General features: G+C 37.2%; 24 protein-coding genes and 1 pseudogene. 4 read left to right on the top strand and 21 right to left on the bottom strand.

Features of this window, described 5'->3' with window-relative positions:
• Positions 1-5: 5 nt before the first annotated feature.
• The 10 genes from LZ575_RS18295 to LZ575_RS18255 form a co-directional block, all read right to left on the bottom strand.
• Positions 6-518, bottom strand: coding sequence for a hypothetical protein (locus tag LZ575_RS18295; RefSeq protein ID WP_235326316.1), 513 nt, complete (start codon positions 516-518; stop codon positions 6-8).
• The gene (locus LZ575_RS18290) at positions 515-919 is read right to left on the bottom strand and encodes a TatD family hydrolase (protein ID WP_235326313.1); all 405 of its coding nucleotides are present in this window, start codon (positions 917-919) and stop codon (positions 515-517) included. The genes LZ575_RS18295 and LZ575_RS18290 overlap by 4 nt, the downstream gene beginning before the upstream one ends.
• 101 nt (positions 920-1020) lie before the next feature.
• A complete protein-coding gene (locus tag LZ575_RS22885; RefSeq protein WP_255702687.1) occupies positions 1021-1374 on the bottom strand; it encodes an EboA domain-containing protein in 354 nt (117 codons plus the stop codon).
• Positions 1337-1840 (bottom strand): EboA domain-containing protein, encoded by a 504-nt coding sequence (locus LZ575_RS22880; RefSeq protein ID WP_255702686.1) that lies wholly within the window; start codon positions 1838-1840, stop codon positions 1337-1339. The genes LZ575_RS22885 and LZ575_RS22880 overlap by 38 nt, the downstream gene beginning before the upstream one ends.
• 220 nt (positions 1841-2060) lie before the next feature.
• The gene (locus tag LZ575_RS18280; protein ID WP_235326311.1) at positions 2061-2456 is read right to left on the bottom strand and encodes a transmembrane 220 family protein; all 396 of its coding nucleotides are present in this window, start codon (positions 2454-2456) and stop codon (positions 2061-2063) included.
• 91 nt (positions 2457-2547) lie between these two features.
• A complete protein-coding gene (locus tag LZ575_RS18275; protein WP_235326309.1) occupies positions 2548-3351 on the bottom strand; it encodes a c-type cytochrome in 804 nt (267 codons plus the stop codon).
• Positions 3332-4519, bottom strand: coding sequence for a hypothetical protein (locus tag LZ575_RS18270; RefSeq protein ID WP_235326307.1), 1188 nt, complete (start codon positions 4517-4519; stop codon positions 3332-3334). The genes LZ575_RS18275 and LZ575_RS18270 overlap by 20 nt, the downstream gene beginning before the upstream one ends.
• A gap of 22 nt (positions 4520-4541) precedes the next feature.
• Positions 4542-4721, bottom strand: coding sequence for a hypothetical protein (locus LZ575_RS18265; protein WP_235326305.1), 180 nt, complete (start codon positions 4719-4721; stop codon positions 4542-4544).
• Positions 4714-5166: a hypothetical protein gene (locus LZ575_RS18260; protein ID WP_235326303.1), complete on the bottom strand. Its 453-nt coding sequence runs from the start codon at positions 5164-5166 to the stop codon at positions 4714-4716. The genes LZ575_RS18265 and LZ575_RS18260 overlap by 8 nt, the downstream gene beginning before the upstream one ends.
• Before the next feature lie 122 nt (positions 5167-5288).
• Positions 5289-6395: a DUF1080 domain-containing protein gene (locus tag LZ575_RS18255; RefSeq protein ID WP_235326301.1), complete on the bottom strand. Its 1107-nt coding sequence runs from the start codon at positions 6393-6395 to the stop codon at positions 5289-5291.
• A gap of 315 nt (positions 6396-6710) precedes the next feature.
• Between LZ575_RS18255 and LZ575_RS18250 the strand changes: the two genes are divergently transcribed.
• Both LZ575_RS18250 and LZ575_RS18245 read left to right on the top strand, forming a co-directional pair.
• Entirely contained in the window at positions 6711-7418 is a 708-nt protein-coding gene (locus LZ575_RS18250; protein ID WP_235326299.1) for an SGNH/GDSL hydrolase family protein, read from the top strand.
• A gap of 176 nt (positions 7419-7594) precedes the next feature.
• Positions 7595-8035: a hypothetical protein gene (locus tag LZ575_RS18245; protein ID WP_235326297.1), complete on the top strand. Its 441-nt coding sequence runs from the start codon at positions 7595-7597 to the stop codon at positions 8033-8035.
• A 135-nt stretch (positions 8036-8170) separates the two neighbouring features.
• Here LZ575_RS18245 and LZ575_RS18240 read toward each other — a convergent pair whose 3' ends face one another.
• The 11 genes from LZ575_RS18240 to LZ575_RS18195 form a co-directional block, all read right to left on the bottom strand.
• Positions 8171-8410 carry a LytTR family DNA-binding domain-containing protein gene (locus tag LZ575_RS18240; protein WP_235330769.1) on the bottom strand — a complete coding sequence of 80 codons (240 nt, stop codon included), beginning with the start codon at positions 8408-8410 and terminating at the stop codon, positions 8171-8173.
• Positions 8411-8609: 199 nt separating this feature from the next.
• On the bottom strand, positions 8610-8936 hold the full coding sequence (locus LZ575_RS18235) for a LytTR family DNA-binding domain-containing protein (protein WP_235326295.1): 327 nt from the start codon (positions 8934-8936) through the stop codon (positions 8610-8612).
• Positions 8937-8980: 44 nt separating this feature from the next.
• Entirely contained in the window at positions 8981-10267 is a 1287-nt protein-coding gene (locus LZ575_RS18230; protein ID WP_235326293.1) for a sensor histidine kinase, read from the bottom strand.
• Positions 10268-10359: 92 nt separating this feature from the next.
• A complete protein-coding gene (locus LZ575_RS18225; protein ID WP_235326291.1) occupies positions 10360-10896 on the bottom strand; it encodes a hypothetical protein in 537 nt (178 codons plus the stop codon).
• A gap of 333 nt (positions 10897-11229) precedes the next feature.
• Entirely contained in the window at positions 11230-11760 is a 531-nt protein-coding gene (locus LZ575_RS18220) for a hypothetical protein (RefSeq protein WP_235326289.1), read from the bottom strand.
• 50 nt (positions 11761-11810) lie between these two features.
• A complete protein-coding gene (locus LZ575_RS18215; protein WP_235326287.1) occupies positions 11811-12206 on the bottom strand; it encodes a hypothetical protein in 396 nt (131 codons plus the stop codon).
• 296 nt (positions 12207-12502) lie between these two features.
• Positions 12503-13714: a glycoside hydrolase family 92 protein gene (locus tag LZ575_RS22875; protein WP_255702685.1), complete on the bottom strand. Its 1212-nt coding sequence runs from the start codon at positions 13712-13714 to the stop codon at positions 12503-12505.
• Complete coding sequence (locus tag LZ575_RS22870; RefSeq protein ID WP_255702684.1) at positions 13704-14714, bottom strand: glycoside hydrolase domain-containing protein; 1011 nt, start codon at positions 14712-14714, stop codon at positions 13704-13706. Before LZ575_RS22870 ends, LZ575_RS22875 begins: the two co-directional genes overlap by 11 nt.
• A 59-nt stretch (positions 14715-14773) precedes the next feature.
• Positions 14774-15229 carry a hypothetical protein gene (locus tag LZ575_RS18205; RefSeq protein WP_235326285.1) on the bottom strand — a complete coding sequence of 152 codons (456 nt, stop codon included), beginning with the start codon at positions 15227-15229 and terminating at the stop codon, positions 14774-14776.
• A gap of 29 nt (positions 15230-15258) precedes the next feature.
• Complete coding sequence (locus LZ575_RS18200; RefSeq protein ID WP_235326283.1) at positions 15259-15699, bottom strand: hypothetical protein; 441 nt, start codon at positions 15697-15699, stop codon at positions 15259-15261.
• Between the two features lie 201 nt (positions 15700-15900).
• Entirely contained in the window at positions 15901-16932 is a 1032-nt protein-coding gene (locus LZ575_RS18195; RefSeq protein ID WP_235326281.1) for a LacI family DNA-binding transcriptional regulator, read from the bottom strand.
• A 354-nt stretch (positions 16933-17286) separates the two neighbouring features.
• On the opposite strand from LZ575_RS18195, the gene LZ575_RS18190 reads away from it, so the two are divergent.
• Both LZ575_RS18190 and LZ575_RS18185 read left to right on the top strand, forming a co-directional pair.
• A complete protein-coding gene (locus LZ575_RS18190; protein WP_235326279.1) occupies positions 17287-18603 on the top strand; it encodes a sugar MFS transporter in 1317 nt (438 codons plus the stop codon).
• Positions 18604-18818: 215 nt separating this feature from the next.
• Positions 18819-21115: pseudogene (locus tag LZ575_RS18185) on the top strand (GH92 family glycosyl hydrolase).
• The last annotated feature ends 219 nt before the right edge of the window (positions 21116-21334 follow it).

Here is a 21334-nt window from a genome sequence, read left to right as displayed (position 1 = left end):
TCATCTTAATTTTCAACGAAATCTGAAGATGTATCACCTTCTACTTTTGGGGTTTGGCCTCCCCGTAACACGGTATTACCTGAAAGCTTTTTGCGTTGATCTATAGGTTCTGCATTTAACCAGTCACTTTCTCTCATCTGTCCACTCTGCCCATAAGCTGTAAGAGCATTTTGGTAGCAGGCAAGATGAATAAGATCCTCTCCTATACCTTTTTCCGCCATTAATTTGGCAGTCTTGGGAACAGCAAGGGGGTCACTAATGCCCCAATCGGCAGCACTATCCACAATTATTCTCTCTGCCCCATATTGTTTTATAATTTCAACCATTCTTTCACTACCCATTTTAGTATGTGGGTAAATAGTAAAGGCAGCCCAATAGCCTCTATCTAACACTTCTCTTACCGTCTCCTCATTGTTGTGATCTACTATCACCATAGAAGGCTCAAGCCCATGTTCTTCACTTACATCCATACTTTTGGTAGTCCCTCTTTTCTTATCCCTGTGAGGAGTATGGATCATAACCTAAGCAAATTCACTTCTTTGGCCAGATCGAGCTGAAGGCGGTAGTACTTATCCTCAGCTTTAGTTTGATCATCATAACCAATTTCCCCCACTGCAACTACTCCCTCTTTTCCAACGTATAAAGGCAACAACTCCATTACCTGTTCTGCCAAAGCTTCATTATTTGCCTCCTTGGAATTTAAGCCGATAGTACAATAGTGTTTAATTCCAAACTGGCTCGCCCGGAAACGTTCCCAACCTACAAGGCTATTAAAGTAATCCTGAAAACTTCCTACTTTTGTACGGGGCTGGCCCAGCCAAAATGCAGGTTCTATAATAGCTTTAATACCTACCTTTTGCATAGCCTCGTAATCATCGGTTGTACGTGAGCTTACGTGAATATGTGGATCTATATACATTCTATTCTTTTTTTAAAAGCTACAGAAAGCGTAGCAGATTTATTTTTTCTGAAAATATTATTTCTTTCTCTTTAGGCTCATCCTTTTAAGCACCTAATTCATTACTTAGAAAGTTCGGTCCGGTATTCCTCACCCACTAAAGTCCAGTTCAATTCCCCGGTATGTATGCTATTCTTTACATCAGGAAACTGATCAAGTAACTGTTTTGCCTCAGGAAGCTCATTTTGAGAACAGGCCAGTAAACCTGCTCTTTTTTCAAGATCTTCTCCTTTAACTACTTTTTCAATATCATTAAACCTTTCAGAATTTAAAAACGGACCTACAAAACGCCATAGTTCCGGTAAAACTTTTCTGTTTGCTGCCCACCGTTCATGGGCAAAGTCTATAAGCATTGCAGCTAATTCAGGATTTGCACGTTCATCTGCACGATAAATACGGTACAAAGGTCGTTGCATAAAAACAGCTTTTAAAACCATTTGATTCCAGGCTTAGCTCATTAAGAAAATCGGCAGGATAAGGATTGTCCAGAGCAATGGCATCAAAAACATCGGTAATATTTGTTCTTATTCCCTCCGCCGCACGTTTTGAATTAATTGAAGGATATGGAAGAAGTGGTAATGCCGCATATAAAGTTACCTGTTCCTCAACATCTGCCGTTTCGTGAAGTTTGGTAAGATTATGTTCGTAGGCTTCAGCATCTTCTTGTGGAAGCATTAAAAGGAAATAGGTACGCACACATTGCAGTAAATTCCAGGATTGAGGTTGGAACCCTTTGCGAATACTATCTGCACGGGCTAAAATCTCCTCAGCACTATCAAGATTACTTTTCCTGATAAAACGAGAGGCAGAACTGAAAGCAAGGTAAAAAGAACGCAATTCAAAATTATTCTGAAGTTTATCCTCCTGCTTAGGTTTACCCATTCCAACTCCTTTACATTGGAATTTTTTTCAATAATATTTTTCAGAAACCTGGAAGCCTGCGAAAAATCTACCTGAGCGGTCATAAATCATTTATATTTTAGAGATATAAAGGTAAAGATAAAACATAGGTTAACACAGCAAAACTACCGGGATTTTCATGTTTTAACTGAATCAACAAAAGTAATGCAGGCAACTTAAAAAGATAGTCTTTCCGCCGAATTTATGACTTTAACCGGGCTAGGTTTTTAGAACGTTTTATGAACCATCCATTTAATGCTGCCAGGCCTATAATTAACGAAACTATAAATAGCCCAAAAGACTCCCGGGCAACTTCCATATCGGGAGTTTTCATAGAAAGATCTGCCTGTTGCCACTCCTGAAGAACCCAATCTCTCACAGAAGAAGGAAATAGGTATATCCCTCCAAAAAATGCTGCTATGGCTACCACTATTAGGAGCGGTAGATAAAACCGTTCAAAGGCTGCAAGTACGCACATTAGTGCACTGAAGAAGTAGATACTCACCCAAACTTCGGGATCAGGATCGTTCCATTGCCAATAAGCGAAGAGAAGAAATAATAAGCTCCATATCGCAAAAAAGATACGGGAAACCTTCATAAAAAATACACTCTATTTTGAATTTTACCTTAATCCTAAAAATGCCATTCCGTAATCATGGAATGGCATCTCAGGATATTTTTTTTACCTGTTACTTCTTCGATTTATCATTCAAAGAGTTTATATAGGCTGCTATTTTTAAACCGTCTTCTTTAGAGACCTGAGGCATTGGAGGCATTGCAACAGGATAATCGGGCCAGTTCTGAGGTTCCGGATTATGAATAAGCTCCAGGATCCTTTCATTGCTATAGTTTCGTTTGGCAACTTCCATATAAGAAGGACCAATTTGCTTTTTATCCACAGCATGACAGGCAAAACAAGTATTCCGCTGAAGAATTGGCTGTATAGTTTCAAAATCTGGCACCTGCTGCTTTGAGGTAGCTACAGTGGTTTTAGTTGATTTTGCAGTTTCTGCTTTTGCTTTTGCCGCTGTCGTAGTTTCTTTTGCACTACTTGTCTTTTTCAAGTCAGCCAGCTTTAATTTCTCTCCATCTGGAATAACATTTAAAGTATAGTAGGCAGTAGGATGAACTAACGAATAAGAATTTTCTTTAGCCCTAACTCCAAAAAGGGAAATGTTATGAACGAAATTCTCTCTAAGATTATCAACTACTATCCGCACCTTCATTCCGTCTTCTGAAACCTTTACACCCTGGATTTCATTTTCTTCAAGATTAACCGGGGGACTTCCATAAACAGCATAATATTTATATATAAAGCTATTTACAAAATAGGAAGCCGGATCCTCTGCCGTTTTGCGATCTACTAGCATAGTGAATTCTATTTCAAATCCATCAGGCATTGCCCGAACGGCCTTCATTTCAAAAGGAAGTTTTTTATTCCACACCAGGCGCTGTAAACCCTGGTTAGCCTCACTAAGCAGATCCCCATCCACGGTTAGTCTCACCTACAAAAAGAGAACCGTCCTTTGCCCAGGCCAATCGCAGTACTCCCGACTGGAAACCACTTCGGAAAGCAAATGCAGCTCCCTGGTGAACTCCATTGATCTCCTCCATGAAAACTCTCATGATCATACTCATTCCCTGATCACCTACCAGCAATTGACCTTCAAAAGGACCAAAATTTCCTTCAGGTATCTTTAGAATTTCAGAATTAGAAATTCCCAGAATTCCGTGAGGCAACCATACCACAGGAGTTTTAAGTTGTGGAAATTCATCTTTTAACTCGTACAAACTTACGAAGTCTGTATTTTGAGAATTTTCTGGTTTGATATATCTTCCATTCTCATTCTTTTCCTGCATTGGGTCAACCTGGGCATACAATTGTTCTGTAGTGATATTTACTGGAGAACCGGGTTTATTAGACCAGCGCAAACCTGCAGGATGCCCGGTAAAAGTTCCTTTATCTACTTTCCACACACCACCGGATCCCATCCAGTCTCCCTGATTTTCAGCGTAGAAAAATTCTCCATCAATCATTCCAAGACCTGCAGGAGATCTCATACCTGTAGCCCATGGTTCCATTTTACCATCTTCGCTAATCTTCATCGTCCACCCTCTCCATGGCACACGACTCTCTCCTCTCCACCATTCTTCATCCCCAAAAGCAACATTACCTGTTACAAAGAAGGAACCATCTGGTGCTATTTTAGGTCCGAAACTATATTCATGATAATGACCGGACAGGGGCCAGGAATAAACTGTTTCATAGACATCGGCCTTTCCGTCGTAATCTGTATCTTCCAGTTTAGTTAATTCCCCCCGTTGTGCTGCATAAAAAGCGCCATCCTTATAAGCCAGGCCCAGAGGCTCATGTAATCCGGAAGCAAAGTGCCGGAAGAAAGGTCGCGAGCTGGTGGGATTTTCCACAATATATATTTCCCCGCGGCGTGTAGCAATTCCTAGATTACCATTGGGAAGAACACAAAGACCTCCAACCTCCAGAAGTATTCCTTCAGGAGTCCTTATATTTCTAATGTTAAAAAAATCCTCCTCCATAGGCGATTCCTGGGCAGAGATAGTCGTACAAAACCCGGAAGTCAATATTGCAAAAATAAGGAGATGCAACTTTGGTAGAAAAAATTTACGCTTGTTTGGTATCATTTTATAAGCCATATTATAAATATTAAAAAAGAAGGGTGTAGGTAAGCTCTCTGTCTACTGGCACCAAAAGTTCCTGCACATTGTTACTGCCTTTCACAACAGGTTTTGCCTTGCCAATATTATCCAGGCGGATGTAGTATTCCTTATCACCTACCAGGTATAACTCATTTGAAAGCTTCTCTATTTTCTTCCCACTAAGCAAGTCTTACGTGTAAGTTTTCCACCGGGGAATCAACTGAAATCTTTCTTTGAATTCCGTTCGCACCGTCCAATAATCTTGCGACGTCTTCCACCTTTACACCGTAGATACTGTACCTAAACGTAGGCATATCATTTTCATCAAGTTTATATCCAAGATTTCTAAAATTACTACCTGTGGTATCTGCTGCCCATTCCTGTTGTGGAGATGAAAGTTTTCCTAACGATCTTGTTGGTTCTCCAAGATGTAAAATGCTTCCCTGTGGTCGTGAGGTACCATTCCCACGACTATACCACATAGGAGTAGCATCAAGAAATCCCCCACGCCATAATTGCACAATAGCGCCTCTGTTAAGATCGTAAGTATAATGTAACTGTTTAGGATTACCAACAGAGACTGCATGGGTAATTAAATAATTTTTTGAATCCTCACCTCCGGGTAAGTTCATAAAACTGCGGAACACCTTCGGGGTATTTGCTTCTACCAAAATAGGATCTACGGGATCTTCAAGATTTCCCCCATCTTCACTTATAAGGTATTCTCTAATTCCTTCCCCTGAAAGGGTTAAGCCTAAACCTGGGTCGGCCCAATCCTGGAATTTAGAATACAGTAGTTCAAAAGGAAGTTCCCCGGCTGTAAATTCACGGTAGCTCTTCCTCTTCCGTTAGACAAAGGAACAACTTCATTTCCGTTTATCCTTATCAAACCTGCCCCACCAGAAGTATTCAGGTTGAATGTATATTCTCCTGCCTCTTCCACCTGAAGATCGCTTGTATACCTAATTAAAAATTGTTCTGATTTTGTACTTAAATCTGAAGTTAACACCACAGATTCACCTTCAGCTTCAGGAGGAAGATTATTGTAGTTAGGTTCTTTATCAAATTTTCCTTCGTATACTTTAAATTTAAGATTTGTCAATTCAGGACGTGGCTTATCAAAACCTGTGATTTCCATATTACGAAATGCTACCGCCCCGTGATCTCCCTGGATACGAAGAGGTCCTTTGGCTTTATCCCCAGCTTCCATACTTCCCCGGGTAGGTCCTGAAAGTTCTAAATCTTCGTGAATGGTTACCCCATTCAACCTCACATATATAAACTTCGCGTTTTCTATTTTTTCTCCCTGCCCATTAAATCTGGGAGCCTGAAATGAAACCTCGAGATGCTGCCATAAACCAGGAGCCCTGCTAACATTTTGACGGGGGGCATATCCCTGATATCCTTTCTCTCCTTCCGGTTTTTTATCATCCCAACGCTGGTAAACCCCTCCATTCTCACCAGAGGTAATAGCTGTAAGACCCCAACTATCTTTTAACTGAAGTTCATATTGTCCCTGAAAATAAATTCCTGAATTTGAACCTTTGGCCATCATATAATCCACTTTCAAATCTATGTTACCATATTGATCTTTAGTGTAAAGATCCTGGCCAGCCTTATTTTCGGGATCATTTACGAGGATCCCTGTACCTCTGGAGGTTTCCAGTTCATTAGTCTCATCCAGATCTGCATGAACATTGCCAACAATTTTCCAGCTCTTTCCTGGATTTTTAAATGCAGAAAGATCCTGAAAATCAAATTTCTGCACCTGGCTATAAGAATTCTGTACCAGGACCAGAAGGGCCAGAAGAAGAATGGTTCTTCCACTCCTAAAAGGGTGGCAAAAATAGGTGTGTTTCATATTGAATTGCTATGGGTTTATTAAAAATTTAAACTTGAAGTAAATTGCTAAATCGTTTGAGCCTTTGAATCGTAAAGATTGCGCTTATTTTTAAAAATATCAAAAATAAACATTCTTTTTTCGTTTTTACAAATTAGATCCACCTTTGGGCACATTTATTCCTGGAATATAGAACTGCTGCGAATAAAGAAAATGTTTCCCACCACTTTAGGATCACTGGATTAGGGAACTTAAATATTTTTAGGCCTACATTTACTTTTTTTTATTTACTTTATCAAATTAACACTTCCCGCTTAATCTTTGAATTTTTTGAAAATGAAAAAACTATTTTTATTACTCCTGGTAATTTTCTCCAACAATACTAATCTCTATTCACAGGATTCGGAATTTGATAAACTTATGCAACAGGATTGGGCAAATCTACAGAAGTACAGCAGCGACAATAAAAAGCTTCAGGAAGAACAGGTAAAACCATCTGTAGTGTTTATGGGCAACTCCATAACTGAAGGTTGGGCAAGAGCAAATCCACAGTTTTTTTCTAATAATAACTTTGTGGGAAGAGGAATTAGTGGGCAAACAACTCCTCAAATGCTCATTAGATTTTTTCCTGATGTCATTGATTTAAATCCAGAAGCTGTAGTAATCCTGGCTGGCACAAATGATATTGCAGGAAATACCGGGGCTTCCACAGTGAAAATGATTACAAATAACATTACAGCAATGGCACAGCTTGCACAGGCAAATGGGATAAAGGTAATATTAGCCTCTATATTACCTACTTATAATTACCCCTGGAGAACCCAAATAAAACCTATTGAAAAAATTACAGAAATAAATGAGTGGTTAAAAGAATATGCAGAAGAAAACAATCATACTTATTTAGATCTTTACTCAGCACTGGTAGATCACAGAAAAGGCCTCAAAGCTGAATATTCTGAAGACGGAGTCCACCCCAATGAGAAAGGCTACTCAGTTATGGAACCATTGGCAAAAGAAGCAATCAGGCAAACCCTGAGCAAATAACTTTATATATTTTTACTGAAAATATTTTACAGGAGTGAGAGATCATAAGGTCGTCAATCAGCACATAGGGCTAATGGAAATTACCTCAGCTTTGGTAAAATGAGTTTTATTACTAACAGGATTATTAGGTAAAAACCTGGTAGTAAGAGTATGGCCTCCATAAATAAGAATAGATCATGACAAGTAGAAACCTTTTAATAAACTTTATTTCCGTCTTTAGCCTTTTTTTCTTCAGTTGCCAGAAAGACTTTTCTTTATCAGAAAAAATTGAGGTTTCTACAACTAAAGAAACTATTGACAACAACTATCAAACTCTTAATGAGTTGGTCCATAAGGTAAATGAGCAACATCTTCTTCAGGAGGTGCAACAAAAATTTCCTAATTCCGCAAAACCTGTAATTCAGGCAAGGGTCGTAAAGACAAAAACTTCTTTTGAACTTCCGGGAAAAAAAAGCGAGACTTATAGTCTGTCGGTAGACCTTTCGATGAATTATGAGAAAACTAAAGCCGAAGAAGCCGCTGCAATTTTAAGGTTCTATAAAGAACTCTACAGTGAGGAATTGAGAAAACTCAATGTGCCCGTAAAAAATTCAGAAGAAATAGTTTGGGCTGAATAGAAAAAGATCTGTTAGTTTACTGTAACTACCACTTTTCATCAAAATTAAAAGCAGATTTTTTTTCACTAAATCATAAGAGCACCTGTGCATCACTTCCCAAAACTCATTATAAATTATCGAGAAGTGAGGTAAACTTCAAATAAAAAGCCATTCCTTTATTTTATCTTTATAGGATCTTCCGGAAGTAATTACAGTTTTAGCAGCATCAGTCATCGCGATACTGTACCTGTTGTTAAAATATTTTTGGACATCCTTCACGTGCTCCTTATTTAAAATAAAAGATTTATGTACCCTTATAAAATTGGGTGGGAGTTTAGCATCTAATTCTGCAAGTGAGATATTACTCAAAAAATTTTCTTTGGCTGTCTTTACAATGACATACTTTTCACTGGCTTCGAAATACAGGACTTCTTCCAGCTTTACAAAAACAAGCCTCTCTCCTTTTTTGACACTTATAGAAGTTAGGGCTTTTGTTTTCTCCTTTAGCGCAATATTTTTTAAAAAAGACAGGATTTCAGCAGGTGAAAGCTTACTCTCAAAATGCTGTAATTTCTTTACGGTTTGTTCTAAACGTTCAAGGCGAACTAGGTTTTAGGAGATAATCCAGACAGTTGGTTTCAAAGGCTTTTAAGGCATATTGGTCGTAAGCAGTACAAAAAATTACAACAGGAAGTTTATCAAGTTTTTCTAACACTTCAAATCCTGTAAGTCCAGGCATTTGAATATCAAGAAAAATTAAATCAGGTTGTAGTCGCTGAATTTGTTCCCTCGCCTGACTTCCGTTTTCGGCAGTACTAATAACATTAAATGTCTCCGGAAAATTTTTCAATAGTTGTGATAATCTCTCCCTTGCAGGAGGTTCATCATCTATAATGAGAGTAGAATAAACTCGGTTATTCATGAGGGTCGTTTATTACTGTTGATCTATTTTAATTTTAATCTCCTTTACAGCGTATTATTCCATTGAATAGTTGCTTTATTGCCATAGCTAATGCGCAGCAGGTCATAGATGGTTTGCAAGCCATGGCCACTAACCAGTCCTTTAGGGAAATCAGGACCATTGTCTCTTACCGCAATAATCATTGACTTGTCTTCTTTATAAATAGCAAGAATAATCTTACCTTGTCCTTCAATTTTTGAAATTCCATGTTTTACGGCATTCTCAATAAGGGGCTGAATGATAAACTTCGGAATTTCTTTTAAATTTAGAGAAGGATCTATTCCAATTTCAAAATCAAGACGATCCCCAAATCGTATTTTTTCTATCTCCAGGTAATTCTTCACCATTTCCACCTCATCTGCAACTGTTGCTGTCTTCTTGTTCTTCTGATTTATGGTGTACCTAAAAAGATCAGATAGACTTAGCGCCATCTTTTCTGTCTTAACCGCATCAATAGATGCCAACCCGGCAATTGAATTCAAAGAGTTGTAAAGAAAATGGGGATTAATTTGAGCTTGTAACAATTGAAGCTGGGATTGCGAATTGAGCTCTTTGATCCGGCTTAATTCCAATTCTTTTTCCTTTACCAGGGATTCTGAATAATGGTTGAGGTACAGCAATATTCCCCTACCCAAGGTCAACAACAATGCAATATTTGTGAATAAAGTAGAATCAAATTGATATGCAAAATATTCTTTTACTAAAGTAATTAAAATGATGATGGGGATTTGAATGGACAAGAATAGAAAGAGCATTTTCAAGATCAATTCCAATTTAAAATTTGATTGTCCCTTAAGGGCAAATTTTTCGAGGAGCCACAAAATCAAAGAAACAACAATAGCCAGTAAAATTCCCGCTGCATCCACCAGGAGAAGCACTTTATCTTGCACAAATGAATGGGTAAAAAGTATTTTATAAAGAAAAACCAGGTTTATGGTCAAGAAAGAAACGATCAAAAAAGGAAATAAATAATTAAAATAAGTGAACCTGAACTTTTTTCGGGAGAAAACATCCATAGAAAAAACTAATGTCAATACTATTATTAAAATGAACAATGTAAAGGTCAGTGACATCATCAAATCATAGTTCAGGAACTGGAAAGCATACCACCAGCTATATCTACTGTATAGATATTCTTTGAATTGCTCCAGAAAATCATCAGAATATAACTTTTGGATCAAAAATTTGTCATTCTCGGTAAGAGGAAAATTTTCAGGTGTAAATTCTGAAGTATGAAAAAGGGGATTTATTTCGGGCTCGCTCTCCTGCCTTTCCTTCTGTTCAAATTTCACCAGACACAAACTTCTCCAAAAGGAGTAGGCAATAAGTTCCTTTCTTTGTTCAGGTGAAATGCTATCAGTTAATTTAAATGATATTGTTGGAGCTAAATAAATTTCCCCGCATGATGTTCAAATGCTACCTCATTCCCATTTTGGGAATAATCTTTTCTCAGAAATTCATGTTGTTTATTTTCAAAATTGAAAAGTATAGAAGTTGCGCCTCCCTTTGGAAGGGGCTTATCATTAGGCCATAATGTTGTGAAATCACCTGCATATATAATATTGTTGTTTGAGATCAAATCCTTAAGATCACTCACTAATCCATCTATAACAAGACTATCTTCCTTTGTAGCTCCCCAAAGAATAGGTAAAATATAATGTCCTAGTTTAGGTGCGCGGGAAGTTTTACCATCAAATAAGCGGTTTTCCACATACTTCCAATTTGTATCCGATGACGCCCCATATCCCATTCCATGAGTAACGAAATGTTTCACGTTAGAATCAGAAGAGAATTTATACTCCTTAAATGAAAAATTACCATTGGGTGACCGCCTCATCATATCACCCACATCTGGTTTTAACAGAAATGGAAAAAGTATAATGGCAGTTAAGATAGCCAGCAAATAGTAAGATTTTTTCATGATAGTGGAATGATAGATTTATTCCGCAAATAAAGGACGGCAACCAGGAAAATAAAATAACTTTCTGATGAACTGCACAGGGTGGGAATGTACTGCATTTCCGGTACAAAATTTTCTTTGGCCTTTCTTACAGATAATCTTTTTGTGAAAAGAGAGATTTAAAAGGATACCATTATACAAGTTATAGAGGTATACCAGAGAAGTTCAGTAATTAAGATTGTGGTTTTTTAAATATAAAGATTTTTAACCTAACTGGAGATCAATTGTCGTTCTTCCAAAGATTATAAAATAATAAAGTGTAAAAGGTAAATCTACTCTATTTATTAATCTCTATTAATTCATCCGCTCTATAGCCAGTTTTCTAACTTCACTATCATTATCAAAATTTGCAAAATGCGACAGCGAACTTTGACTGGTTAGTCTATTAACCGCAGCCTTTCTCACTTCACTGTCCTGATCAAAATTTGCTATGTGAAAAAGCGAACTTTGCTTTGTCAACCTTTCTACGGCTACTTTTCTAATTTCCGCATTTTGGTCAAAACTTGCGATATGAAAAAGTGAACTTTGCTTTGTCAACCTTTCTACGGCTGCTCTCCTGATTTCCACATCCTGGTCAAAACTTGCGATATGAAAAAGTGAACATTGCTTTGTTAATTTTTCTACGGCTGCTTTTCTAACTGCGCTAACCTCGTCAAAACTTGCAATATGAAAAAGTGCACTTTGATTTTGAGGTCTCTCTTGTTTGTTTTCTTTAAACCCCTCTGTGACAGCTGTTTTAGTTGAAGAATGTTTTACTTCATAAGTAAAAGTGGTACAGGAAAAAAGAAGCGAAGTTCCTGATAAAAGTAGAATATATCTTCTCATAGTGCGGATTTCTATATTGTTTAATTTTATTGTCCCTAATTGCTTTACCTCTACTCTTCCCTATATACCATTATATCTGTCCCTTTCATATTGGTTATATACTCCCTAACATTAGAGACAACCAAAGTTTTTTCGTCAATTTTACTATAGGCTTTATACTCCCCATTATCCAACTTTTCACTAATTACGTAGATGTGCCACATATTTTGTCCCGAAACCAGAGACACGAGGACGTATCGATTATTAGACAACTCCTCATCTATAGCTTTAAACAAATCTGTTAACGGGAAATTAAGGTCGCGTTTAAGATTAAATTTATGAGAGAATCGAAGACCATTTATTAATAGATTATCAAAATTTTTGAAGGTTCCATCTGTTTTGTTTCCCCATATTTGCTGATAGTTATAGAAATCGGTTTCAACTTTACAGTTTAATTTTAATATCATTTCAACACCTGATGGAATGCAGGAGCTTGTATTAATTTGCTTAAGTGCAGATGGATTATCTCTTCCTGAAACTTATTTGAAGCACTGCTTTGTGCAGAAGTTTTTAAACTGAAAACTATGCTTATAAATAAGATGAGGGTAGTATTGAGAATAGGATTATAGTTTGTTTTCATATAAGGAAATTGACTGGCAATAATTTATCATATTTTATTTAATTAAACGGCAACAATTTTCCTTTTCTACCAATTTTTCAGAAAACTTCGATCCTCAATTGATCTAAAAATAAATAACCTATGTTATTTTTCGGTTATAACTTCAATTTTCCCACCTCTTTTAAACAATTCATGAGGAACAAAATAGGAATGATGCTCCATCCCATCTACCAAAATTTTCTTTAAATTTCTTCCTCCTTCAGGCTTTTCAATTATGAGAGTGTTATTCCCTACCTTCCATTCTATATGATCAAAAATTGGAACGGTAACCAGGTATTCAGTATCTGCAGGCGATAATGGATATAAACCTAATGCAGCCATGACATACCAGGATGACATTTCTCCTGCATCATCCATTCCTGAAAGGGCCAAACCATCCTCCCCTATTCCGTAATAATTTTCCAGAAGCTGATCTATAATTTTTTGTGATTTTTCGGGTTTCCCCACGAAATAATATGAAAAGGGCGCCTCGTGATCTGGCTGATTTCCATGGCTATATTGTCCCATAAAACCTGATACATTCCGTGCAATATGTTTAGGATTCCAGGGAAATGTAAACAGAGAATCCAGTTTTTCCTCGAACTTTTCTTCTCCACCATATAATCTCACCAGTCCCGGCATATCGTGGGGAACATAGAAAGACACCTGCCAGGCATTGGCTTCCCTGTACATATATTCGTAATAGGGATATTCAGCATTAAAAGGAGTTATCCAGTCACCATTTTCCAACCTTCCACGCATAAAATTTTTATTGGTATCAAAAACATTTTTGTAGTTGCCAGATCTTTTCATCAGCTCTTCATATCGTTGCTCATCTCCTAATGACTTTGCCAACTTGGCTAAGGAATAATCATCATAAGCGTATTCCAGGGTCTTGGAAACTCCTGCTTTTGCTTTTGTCTCCACAACTGGGTTCTTCACATCGGGATCAGATATAAAACCTTTTTCAATATACTCGGTTATATGAGGACGTGGCCCTCCTTCTTTAGTGGCATTATTAAGAAGGAACTCATAAGCTTTTTTTGCATCAAATTCATCAACTCCACGCGCATAAGCTCCGGCGATGAAAGGCGCTGCATGATCACCATGAAAAAATGTTGGTATAAACCCTGTTTTCTCACCCTGATCTATCAGGGATTTAATCACATCTGTTGTAACATCTGGAGAAACAATAGTTAACAGCACCAGTTTATTTCTATAAGTGTCCCAAAAGGAGGGATTTGTATAATAATTAAAATCCTTCGTTTGCACCTCTCCCTTTACATCTGTAAATTGACCGTTAATATCACTCCTCAAGGCTTAGCCAAAGAAAGGACCGATAGAGAGAGGTATAAAATAATTCATTTTGTTTATTGTTGCCGCCCTTCACATCTATTTTAGATAATAAAGAATTCCAGGTAGATTTAGCATTCAGGTGAACATCCTCAAATGTGGAGGAGCCAATTTCTTTTTCAAGATTTTCAGCAGCATTCTCTGTACTCACATAGGAAAGACCTATTTTTAAAATTACCGGACCCGCTCCACCATTCCTTAAATTTACAAGTGCATAGCCATCACTTTCTCCAGGCTTTTCCTTAACTATATCAGTCACAGGATGACTTAGGGTTGCAAAAAAGTAAATCTTATCCCTGCCAACTCTTTGGTAACCACTAACTGTTTTATCTGTAATTTGGTTGATCTCCCAATTGGATACCCTATTATTTGCTTTCCCGAGGTCAAAAAGTATCTTTCGGCTATTTCCATTTTCAAATGTGTATTCGTGTATTCCACTTCTTAATGTTGAGCTTAGCCTTACATTTACTTTTGTATCTTCCAGATAAACGCTATAGTAACCCGGGGAGGCTTCTTCTTTTTCGTGAAGGAAAGATGACTTAAAAGGGTATGTTCCCTCACCAGAAACCGGAAGAACAGGAATATTTACCAGGTTCCAGTGCCCTTTATTTGTATGGGCAAATCCTAAGATTTCTGTGTCTTCATATTCATACCCTGCCCCTGTTCCATATTCAGTAATTGGGCTTAACTGCACCATGGCATTTGGTAAGGCCGAGCCGGGATAAACCAGGCCTGCCCATACTCTCCAACCTTCAGGGGGAGTATATCCAATAATTTTAGTATCAGTTAATGGTGCAGTCCCGATAAAGGGATTTACAAAGGCTGTATAATCTTTTTCTCCTTCGTTATTTTTTTCCAGTGGAGTAGTATCCTCGAATTTGCAAGACCCAGTAAAAAAGATAATTCCCAAAAGGGTAAAAACCCGTAATCCATTGCTGTTGAGGATGTAAAATTTTTTTTCCATAGAATATTTTATAATTTAAATTTTCCAGTTAAAGTAGCAGGACTGGTACAAAAAATTAATTATCGAGTTGGCAGCTCCTTTTTAACGCTTTTCCAAAATTCTTCATTAAAGAGGTAGGAGGAACCAATAATACTTGCTTCTTCTGTATTTTCAATAATATTTGTTGCAACCGTACAATTTTTTTGCTCCCAGTATTCTTTGAGCTTTGGCAAAAAGAGAGCATGAGCTTTAGCTATATTACCGCCCAGGACTAAAAGATCTGCATCAAATTTTTCCAGATAGGGCAGCATAAACCTGCTTAAGTTTTGAGAAAATTCTTCAAATATATTTTTAGTACTTATACTATCTTCATTTACAATCTCCCTAACCCCTTTTATACCATTTGATCCGGTCAAATCATAATGACGTTGCAAGAACCATCGCGTAGAAAAATAATCATCAGCAAAACTTTCTTTAAATTCTTTATCCCATAGACAACCCCCTTCAGGAACATCACTACCATTTACTACTAGCACTCCTTTTTTGAGGAAAGAGGCCCCAAAGCTTAAGTGCCCAGAGTAACTGCTATTGTATTTTTCGCATCTTTTAATTCAGTACTGAGGGCTCCCCCAATCCCGAATGAAGAAGCATCGTTTAGGAATCTTAATTTCAAATCTTTATATAAAAGGTATTTTGGAAATTCTTCTCCAACCGGAACCTGAAACAAAGCTTCATATTTATCATTTTCCTCAAAAAGGGCTATTCCTTTTCGATATTCAAAGGGACCGAGCATGGCCACTCCAATTCCCAGCAGCTCATTTTCCTCTACTTCCTGAAGTGTAAGATTAATGACGGCAGCCCACCGTTTAAAAATTTCATCTTTTGATGCTTTACTGTCAACCTCACCGTGATGATAGGTGCCGGGAATTGTTTGATGGGTTAGTAAGTTGACTGCAGCACTACTAATGTGGCTGCCCCCAATGTCTACTCCAATAGCTATTGGCATTTCATTTATTTTATTTAATGTCTCCTGGAACGGCTTTCTGGTTGTTCAGAAGCAGGAGCAGGAATAGGGATGGGCTTACTGATTTGAGTTTTTGCAAATATAAAATATTCGGCAATATACTAAAACGATTTAGTAATTCAAATGAAAAATTATTTATGATTATATTTTTTTTATAATTTTCAAGAAGTTATTATGAAATATTTAGAGAATCCCGGCTTTAGAAGAGTTTCTCACTTTTAATTTTGCCTCAAGGACAACTTTGTGCAAAGGTTTTTTTTCAGCACCAGACTCCAGGAGATCAAACATGATATTCATAAGTTCTTTCCCAATTTTTTCAAGGGGTTGAGCCACAGCAGAAATAGAGGGAGTGTATATTTTGAAGAGATCATTATCGTCAAAGGTAATTATTCCAAATTCATAAACTTTTTGCGGAAATTTTTCCTGGATCACTTCCAGGCCTACCTGAGTAAGGTAATTAGTAGAAAAGAAAACCGCGTCTAAATCTGGATTCTCCTTGATGAATTCTAAAAAGAGTTTTTTGCCACTTTTTGAACCTGTTTCGTTGAAAGGAATTTTCAACACATATTCCTCCAGGCCGTTTTCTCTCAAAGCTTTTTGATATCCTTTTAACCTGTCAACCATTTGAGTTTGAGCAACATCAACAGTAATAAACCCTATCTTTTTAAAGTTACTTTCCATTAAATGTAAGGTTCCTTTGTAGGTAGCATTTTGATTGTCCAGTATAACATAGTTGGTTTCTAGATCAGGGAAAAATCTGTCAAACAAAACAACTGGAATTTTGTTCTCAATGAGCATTTGTATTTGATCTTTAATGCCGGGTGAAGGAATAATTATAAAACCATCGACCTGTCTTTCATAAAAAAGCTGGATCAATTCACGGGAACGTTCATCATTGTTCTCGTTACTACAAAAAAGCACTTTATAGCCCTTTTTATAGGCAATATCCTCAATTATACGCGCAATTTTAGAGAAGAAATAATTACTTATGTCCTCCACCATAAATACCAGGATATGCGTTTTTCCAGTACGAAGGCTTTGAGCAAGCTGGTTTGGTTTGTAATTTATCTCATCTGTATATTTTAGAATTTTTGCCGCTACTTCGTCTGAAATTCTTTTTTCTTTAGCTTTGCCATTTAGAACAAAGGAGACAGTAGTTATTGAAACTTTTAACTCTGAGGCTATATCTTTAATGGAGTGCCTTTTATTTTTCATTAAACGGATAGTATTAATTATGTACCATAGTTCCAATCGTTTTAGAACTTTAAATAGGTAATATCAGAACAATTATTATTTGCGTAAAACCACTTCAGGTTAAGGGAACTTTAAAAGTAAGCATTTTAAATTCAGATATAGATTGCTATTTTTTAAATCTTTTACCTACTCCGTTAAAGATGCCTGTTCAATATTAATGGAAAATTATATATTTGCCACCATTATTCCTCTTTTACATGATAAATATATAAAAAATGTACATAATGCATTTTTTATACTCTGCTAAAAGGTTATAGCAAATAATATTTTCTAACTTCCATCCCAAAATGTAATTCAAAAAATTTCCCGAGAAAAATGGAAAATAAACAATCTTACCGCAAAGCATTCATATTTTTAACCATCTTGTTTTTTTTATGGGGATTTATTACGGTACTCGTAGATTCTCTAATTCCACGACTTCGTGAAGTTTTTACTCTTAGCTATTTTCAGGCAGGAATGGTCCAGTTCGCATTTTTTGGTGCGTATTTTTTACTTTCAATTCCTGCAGGTTATATCTTATCACGTATTGGTTACAAAAATGGAATTATTTTAGGACTCGGTACAATGGCAGTGGGCTGTCTTTTATTTTATCCTGCAGCTTCCTACAGGATCTTTGGAATATTTATGTTAGGTTATTTTATACTCGCAGGTGGAATAACAATTTTGCAGGTGGCAGCAAATCCATATGTCACCTTGTTAGGCCCGGAAAAAACTGCGTCGAGCAGGCTTAATCTTTCTCAGGCGTTTAATTCCTTAGGTACTGCTATTGCTCCGGCAATTGGTGCTTTATTTATTCTGAAGGATAAAGTAAAAACCAAAGAAGAAATTGAATTGCTGGATGCTGCTCAAAAAAACGCATATTACATTTCTGAAGCTTCCACTGTCCAAAACCTATTTATAGGAATTGCCATCTTTATCGTATTAATAGCCATCATTTTCGCTTTCGTTAAACTTCCTAAGATTGGAGACACAGCATCATCCAACGACTATTCCCGTGTACTAAAAAATAAAAACTTAATAATGGGGGCATTTGGGATATTCTTTTATGTAGGAGCAGAGGTTGCTATAGGAAGTTACCTGGTAAATTATTTTCTTAGTCTGGACCTGGCAACAACAGTTAGAGATACACCCTTTATGAAAACTGTTGCTGAATGGATATTAACATCAGGAGTATCGGAATCAAGCGATATGGCGGTGGTTGGAGTTTTCGTTACGTTTTACTGGACGGGAGCAATGATAGGTCGTTTTATTGGATCCTACTTTACCAAAATTTTTAATCCTGCATTCATCCTAAGTTTCTTTGCTTCCTGTGCGATAATTTTAATAATAATATCTACCCTTTCTGTAGGACTTACAGCCATGTGGTCTATAATCGCTGTGGGACTATTTAATTCTATAATGTTTCCCACCATTTTTAGTATTGCTCTGGATGGGCTTGGAGATGATAAGCCCCAGGGATCGGGAATATTATGCACTATGATAGTAGGAGGTGCTTTGATTCCTCCTGCTTTTGGTTTTCTAACTGATAGTTTTAATTTCCATACCGCCTTAATCCTGGTCATGGGATGTTATGCCTATATCCTTTATTATGGATTTAAAAATGCGAAACGAAAGGTAGCTCCCATTATCTAATAGTAGAAAATCTACAATTAAAGAGGTTCTTTAGGGGCCTCTTTTGTTTTATAGCCTTTCGTATCCTTTAGAAATAGTATTAAATCAACGCTCTTAAAAAATTTTGACTAAATCGATTTAGTTTTTATAGAAATTTCTTAACTTTCCCTTTCTCTTAAGAAGTAGGGGAAATTCTCTCTCTTCAACATAAAAATTAAACTTCTAATGAAATCCTCATGAAAAAATTACTGGCAAGTTTATTTGTCTTTTTTATCTGCACTCAGGTACAACAGGCACAAAATGAGCTCATTGACAATGTTAGCAGCCCTGTAGATTGGGTTAAGCCTTTAATGGGAACAGACTCCAGCCCGGGCTTGTCTACAGGAAATACCTATCCGGCAATTGCCATGCCCTGGGGCATGAACTTCTGGACACCTCAAACAGGTAAAATGGGTGATGGTTGGGCATATACATATGATGCTAATCAAATTAATGGTTTTAAACAAACCCACCAACCCTCTCCCTGGATGAATGATTACGGCCAGTTCGCAATTATGCCTATAACAGGAAAGCTAAAGTTTAAGCAGGACGAGAGAAAAAGTTGGTTTTCTCATAAAGCAGAGGTCGTTAAACCTCACTATTACAGTGTTTATTTAGCCGATCACGATGTCACCACAGAGATAACTCCAACAGAAAGAGCTGCACGGTTTAGGTTCACCTTCCCCAAAGCTGATAGTGCCTATGTGGTAATTGATGCGACTGACGAGGGTTCCTATGTGAAGATCCTGCCTGAGCAAAACCGGATAATTGGTTACAGTTCGAAAAATAGCGGAGGAGTTCCTGAAAATTTCAAAAATTACTTCATAATTGAATTTGATAAAGAATTTACCTACACCGCAACCTTTAAAGACGATGTTCTTTCAGCTTCCCGGGAAGCCGAAGCAAACCATGTAGGTGCTGTAATAGGTTTTAAAACAAAAGAAGGAGAAATAGTAAATGCCAAAGTTGCCTCCTCTTTTATAAGTCACGAGCAGGCAGAACGAAACCTCAAAGAGATTGGCAATAAAGATTTTGATGCTTTAAAGGAAGAAGGAAAACAAATTTGGAACAAAGAATTGAGCCGAATTAAAGTTGAAGGAGGAACTCCAGATCAAATTGCGGTTTTCTATTCCTGTTTATATCGTTCGTTACTTTTCCCCAGGAAATTTTTTGAATACGATGAAAATGGAAAGGTAGTTCACTACAGCCCCTATAATGGAGAAGTAAGACCAGGCTATATGTTTACTGATACCTAGCTTCTGGGATACTTTTAGATCCCTCTTCCCATTCCTTAATTTAATGTACCCAGAGCTAAACGGAAAAATGCAGGAAGGTCTCTCTAATGCTTATGATGAAAGTGGATGGTTGCCGGAGTGGGCAAGCCCTGGTCTAAGAAATATTATGGTTGGGAATAATTCTGCTTCTGTAGTGGCTGAGGCTTATCTCAAAAGCGGTAATGCATATAAGTACGACATAGAAAACCTATATAAGGCTTTAATAAACGGTGCTAACAACGCTGGTCCTATGACAGCTGTGGGACGTGCAGGAGCTGAATATTATAAGGAACTGGGATATGTCCCCTATGACGTTGATATCAACGAGAATGCCGCAAGAACGCTTGAATACGCTTACGATGATTTCGCGATCTACCAGCTTGCTAAAGCCCTTAATAAACCCAAAGAGGAAATTGAACTTTATAAGAAGCGCAGCCAGAATTACAAGAATTTATACGATCCGGAAACTCAATTAATGAGAGGAAAAAATAAAAATGGTGAGTTTATGACTCCTTTTAATCCTTTCAAATGGGGAGATGCTTTTACTGAAGGAAACAGCTGGCATTATTCCTGGTCAGTTTTTCACGATATGCAGGGACTTATAGATCTAATGGGTGGAAATAAGGAATTTACAGATCAACTTGACAGAGTTTTCTCTCTTCCTCCCATTTTTGATGAAAGTTACTACGGAGGCGTCATTCATGAGATAAGGGAAATGCAAATTGCCAATATGGGACAGTACGCCCATGGAAATCAACCAATCCAGCATATGATTTACCTGTACAATTATGCTTAGTGAACCCTGGAAAGCTCAATACTGGGCAAGAGAGACTATGAACAGAATGTATCACCCTACCCCTGATGGTTATATTGGAGATGAAGATAATGGGCAAACCTCTGCCTGGTATGTCTTCTCTGCATTAGGTTTTTATCCAGTAGCCCCTGCCACAGATCAATATGTGCTTGGTGCACCTTTGTTCAAAAAAATAACTCTTAAACTGGAAAATGGAAATGAAGTGGTGATAACTGCTCCTAAGAATAGTGCTGAAAATATCTATATCCAGAAGATGACGGTAAATGGAAAACCATATACTAAAAACTGGTTAAGCCATAAGGAGTTAATGAAGGGAGCTACTATAGATTTTGATATGACCAGTAAACCCAACAAAAGCAGGGGAACGAAAAAAGCAGATTTCCCCTACTCCCTTACAAACGAATAAGTTTTAGGTTTGTTTAGACGGTGATTAACCGGAAAAAGCGGGTTCCCTACAGCTCCTTTTTCCGGTTTTTCTATTTAGAATTGGGAAAGAATATAACTTCCACTATATTCTACAGTTGAGAGGTACACTGTTCTAAAACTGTTTTGAGAAAATTGTATTTATTATTTTACTGAAAAGTCTTCAGTAAAAATAGTGCAACATCAATTTTACTGAGGATGC

This window comes from Antarcticibacterium sp. 1MA-6-2 (assembly GCF_021535135.1).
In the GTDB taxonomy this organism is placed as follows: Bacteria; Bacteroidota; Bacteroidia; order Flavobacteriales; family Flavobacteriaceae; genus Gillisia.
Note: the sequence above shows the minus strand (reverse complement) of the source record. Positions and strands in the feature narration are given on the sequence as shown.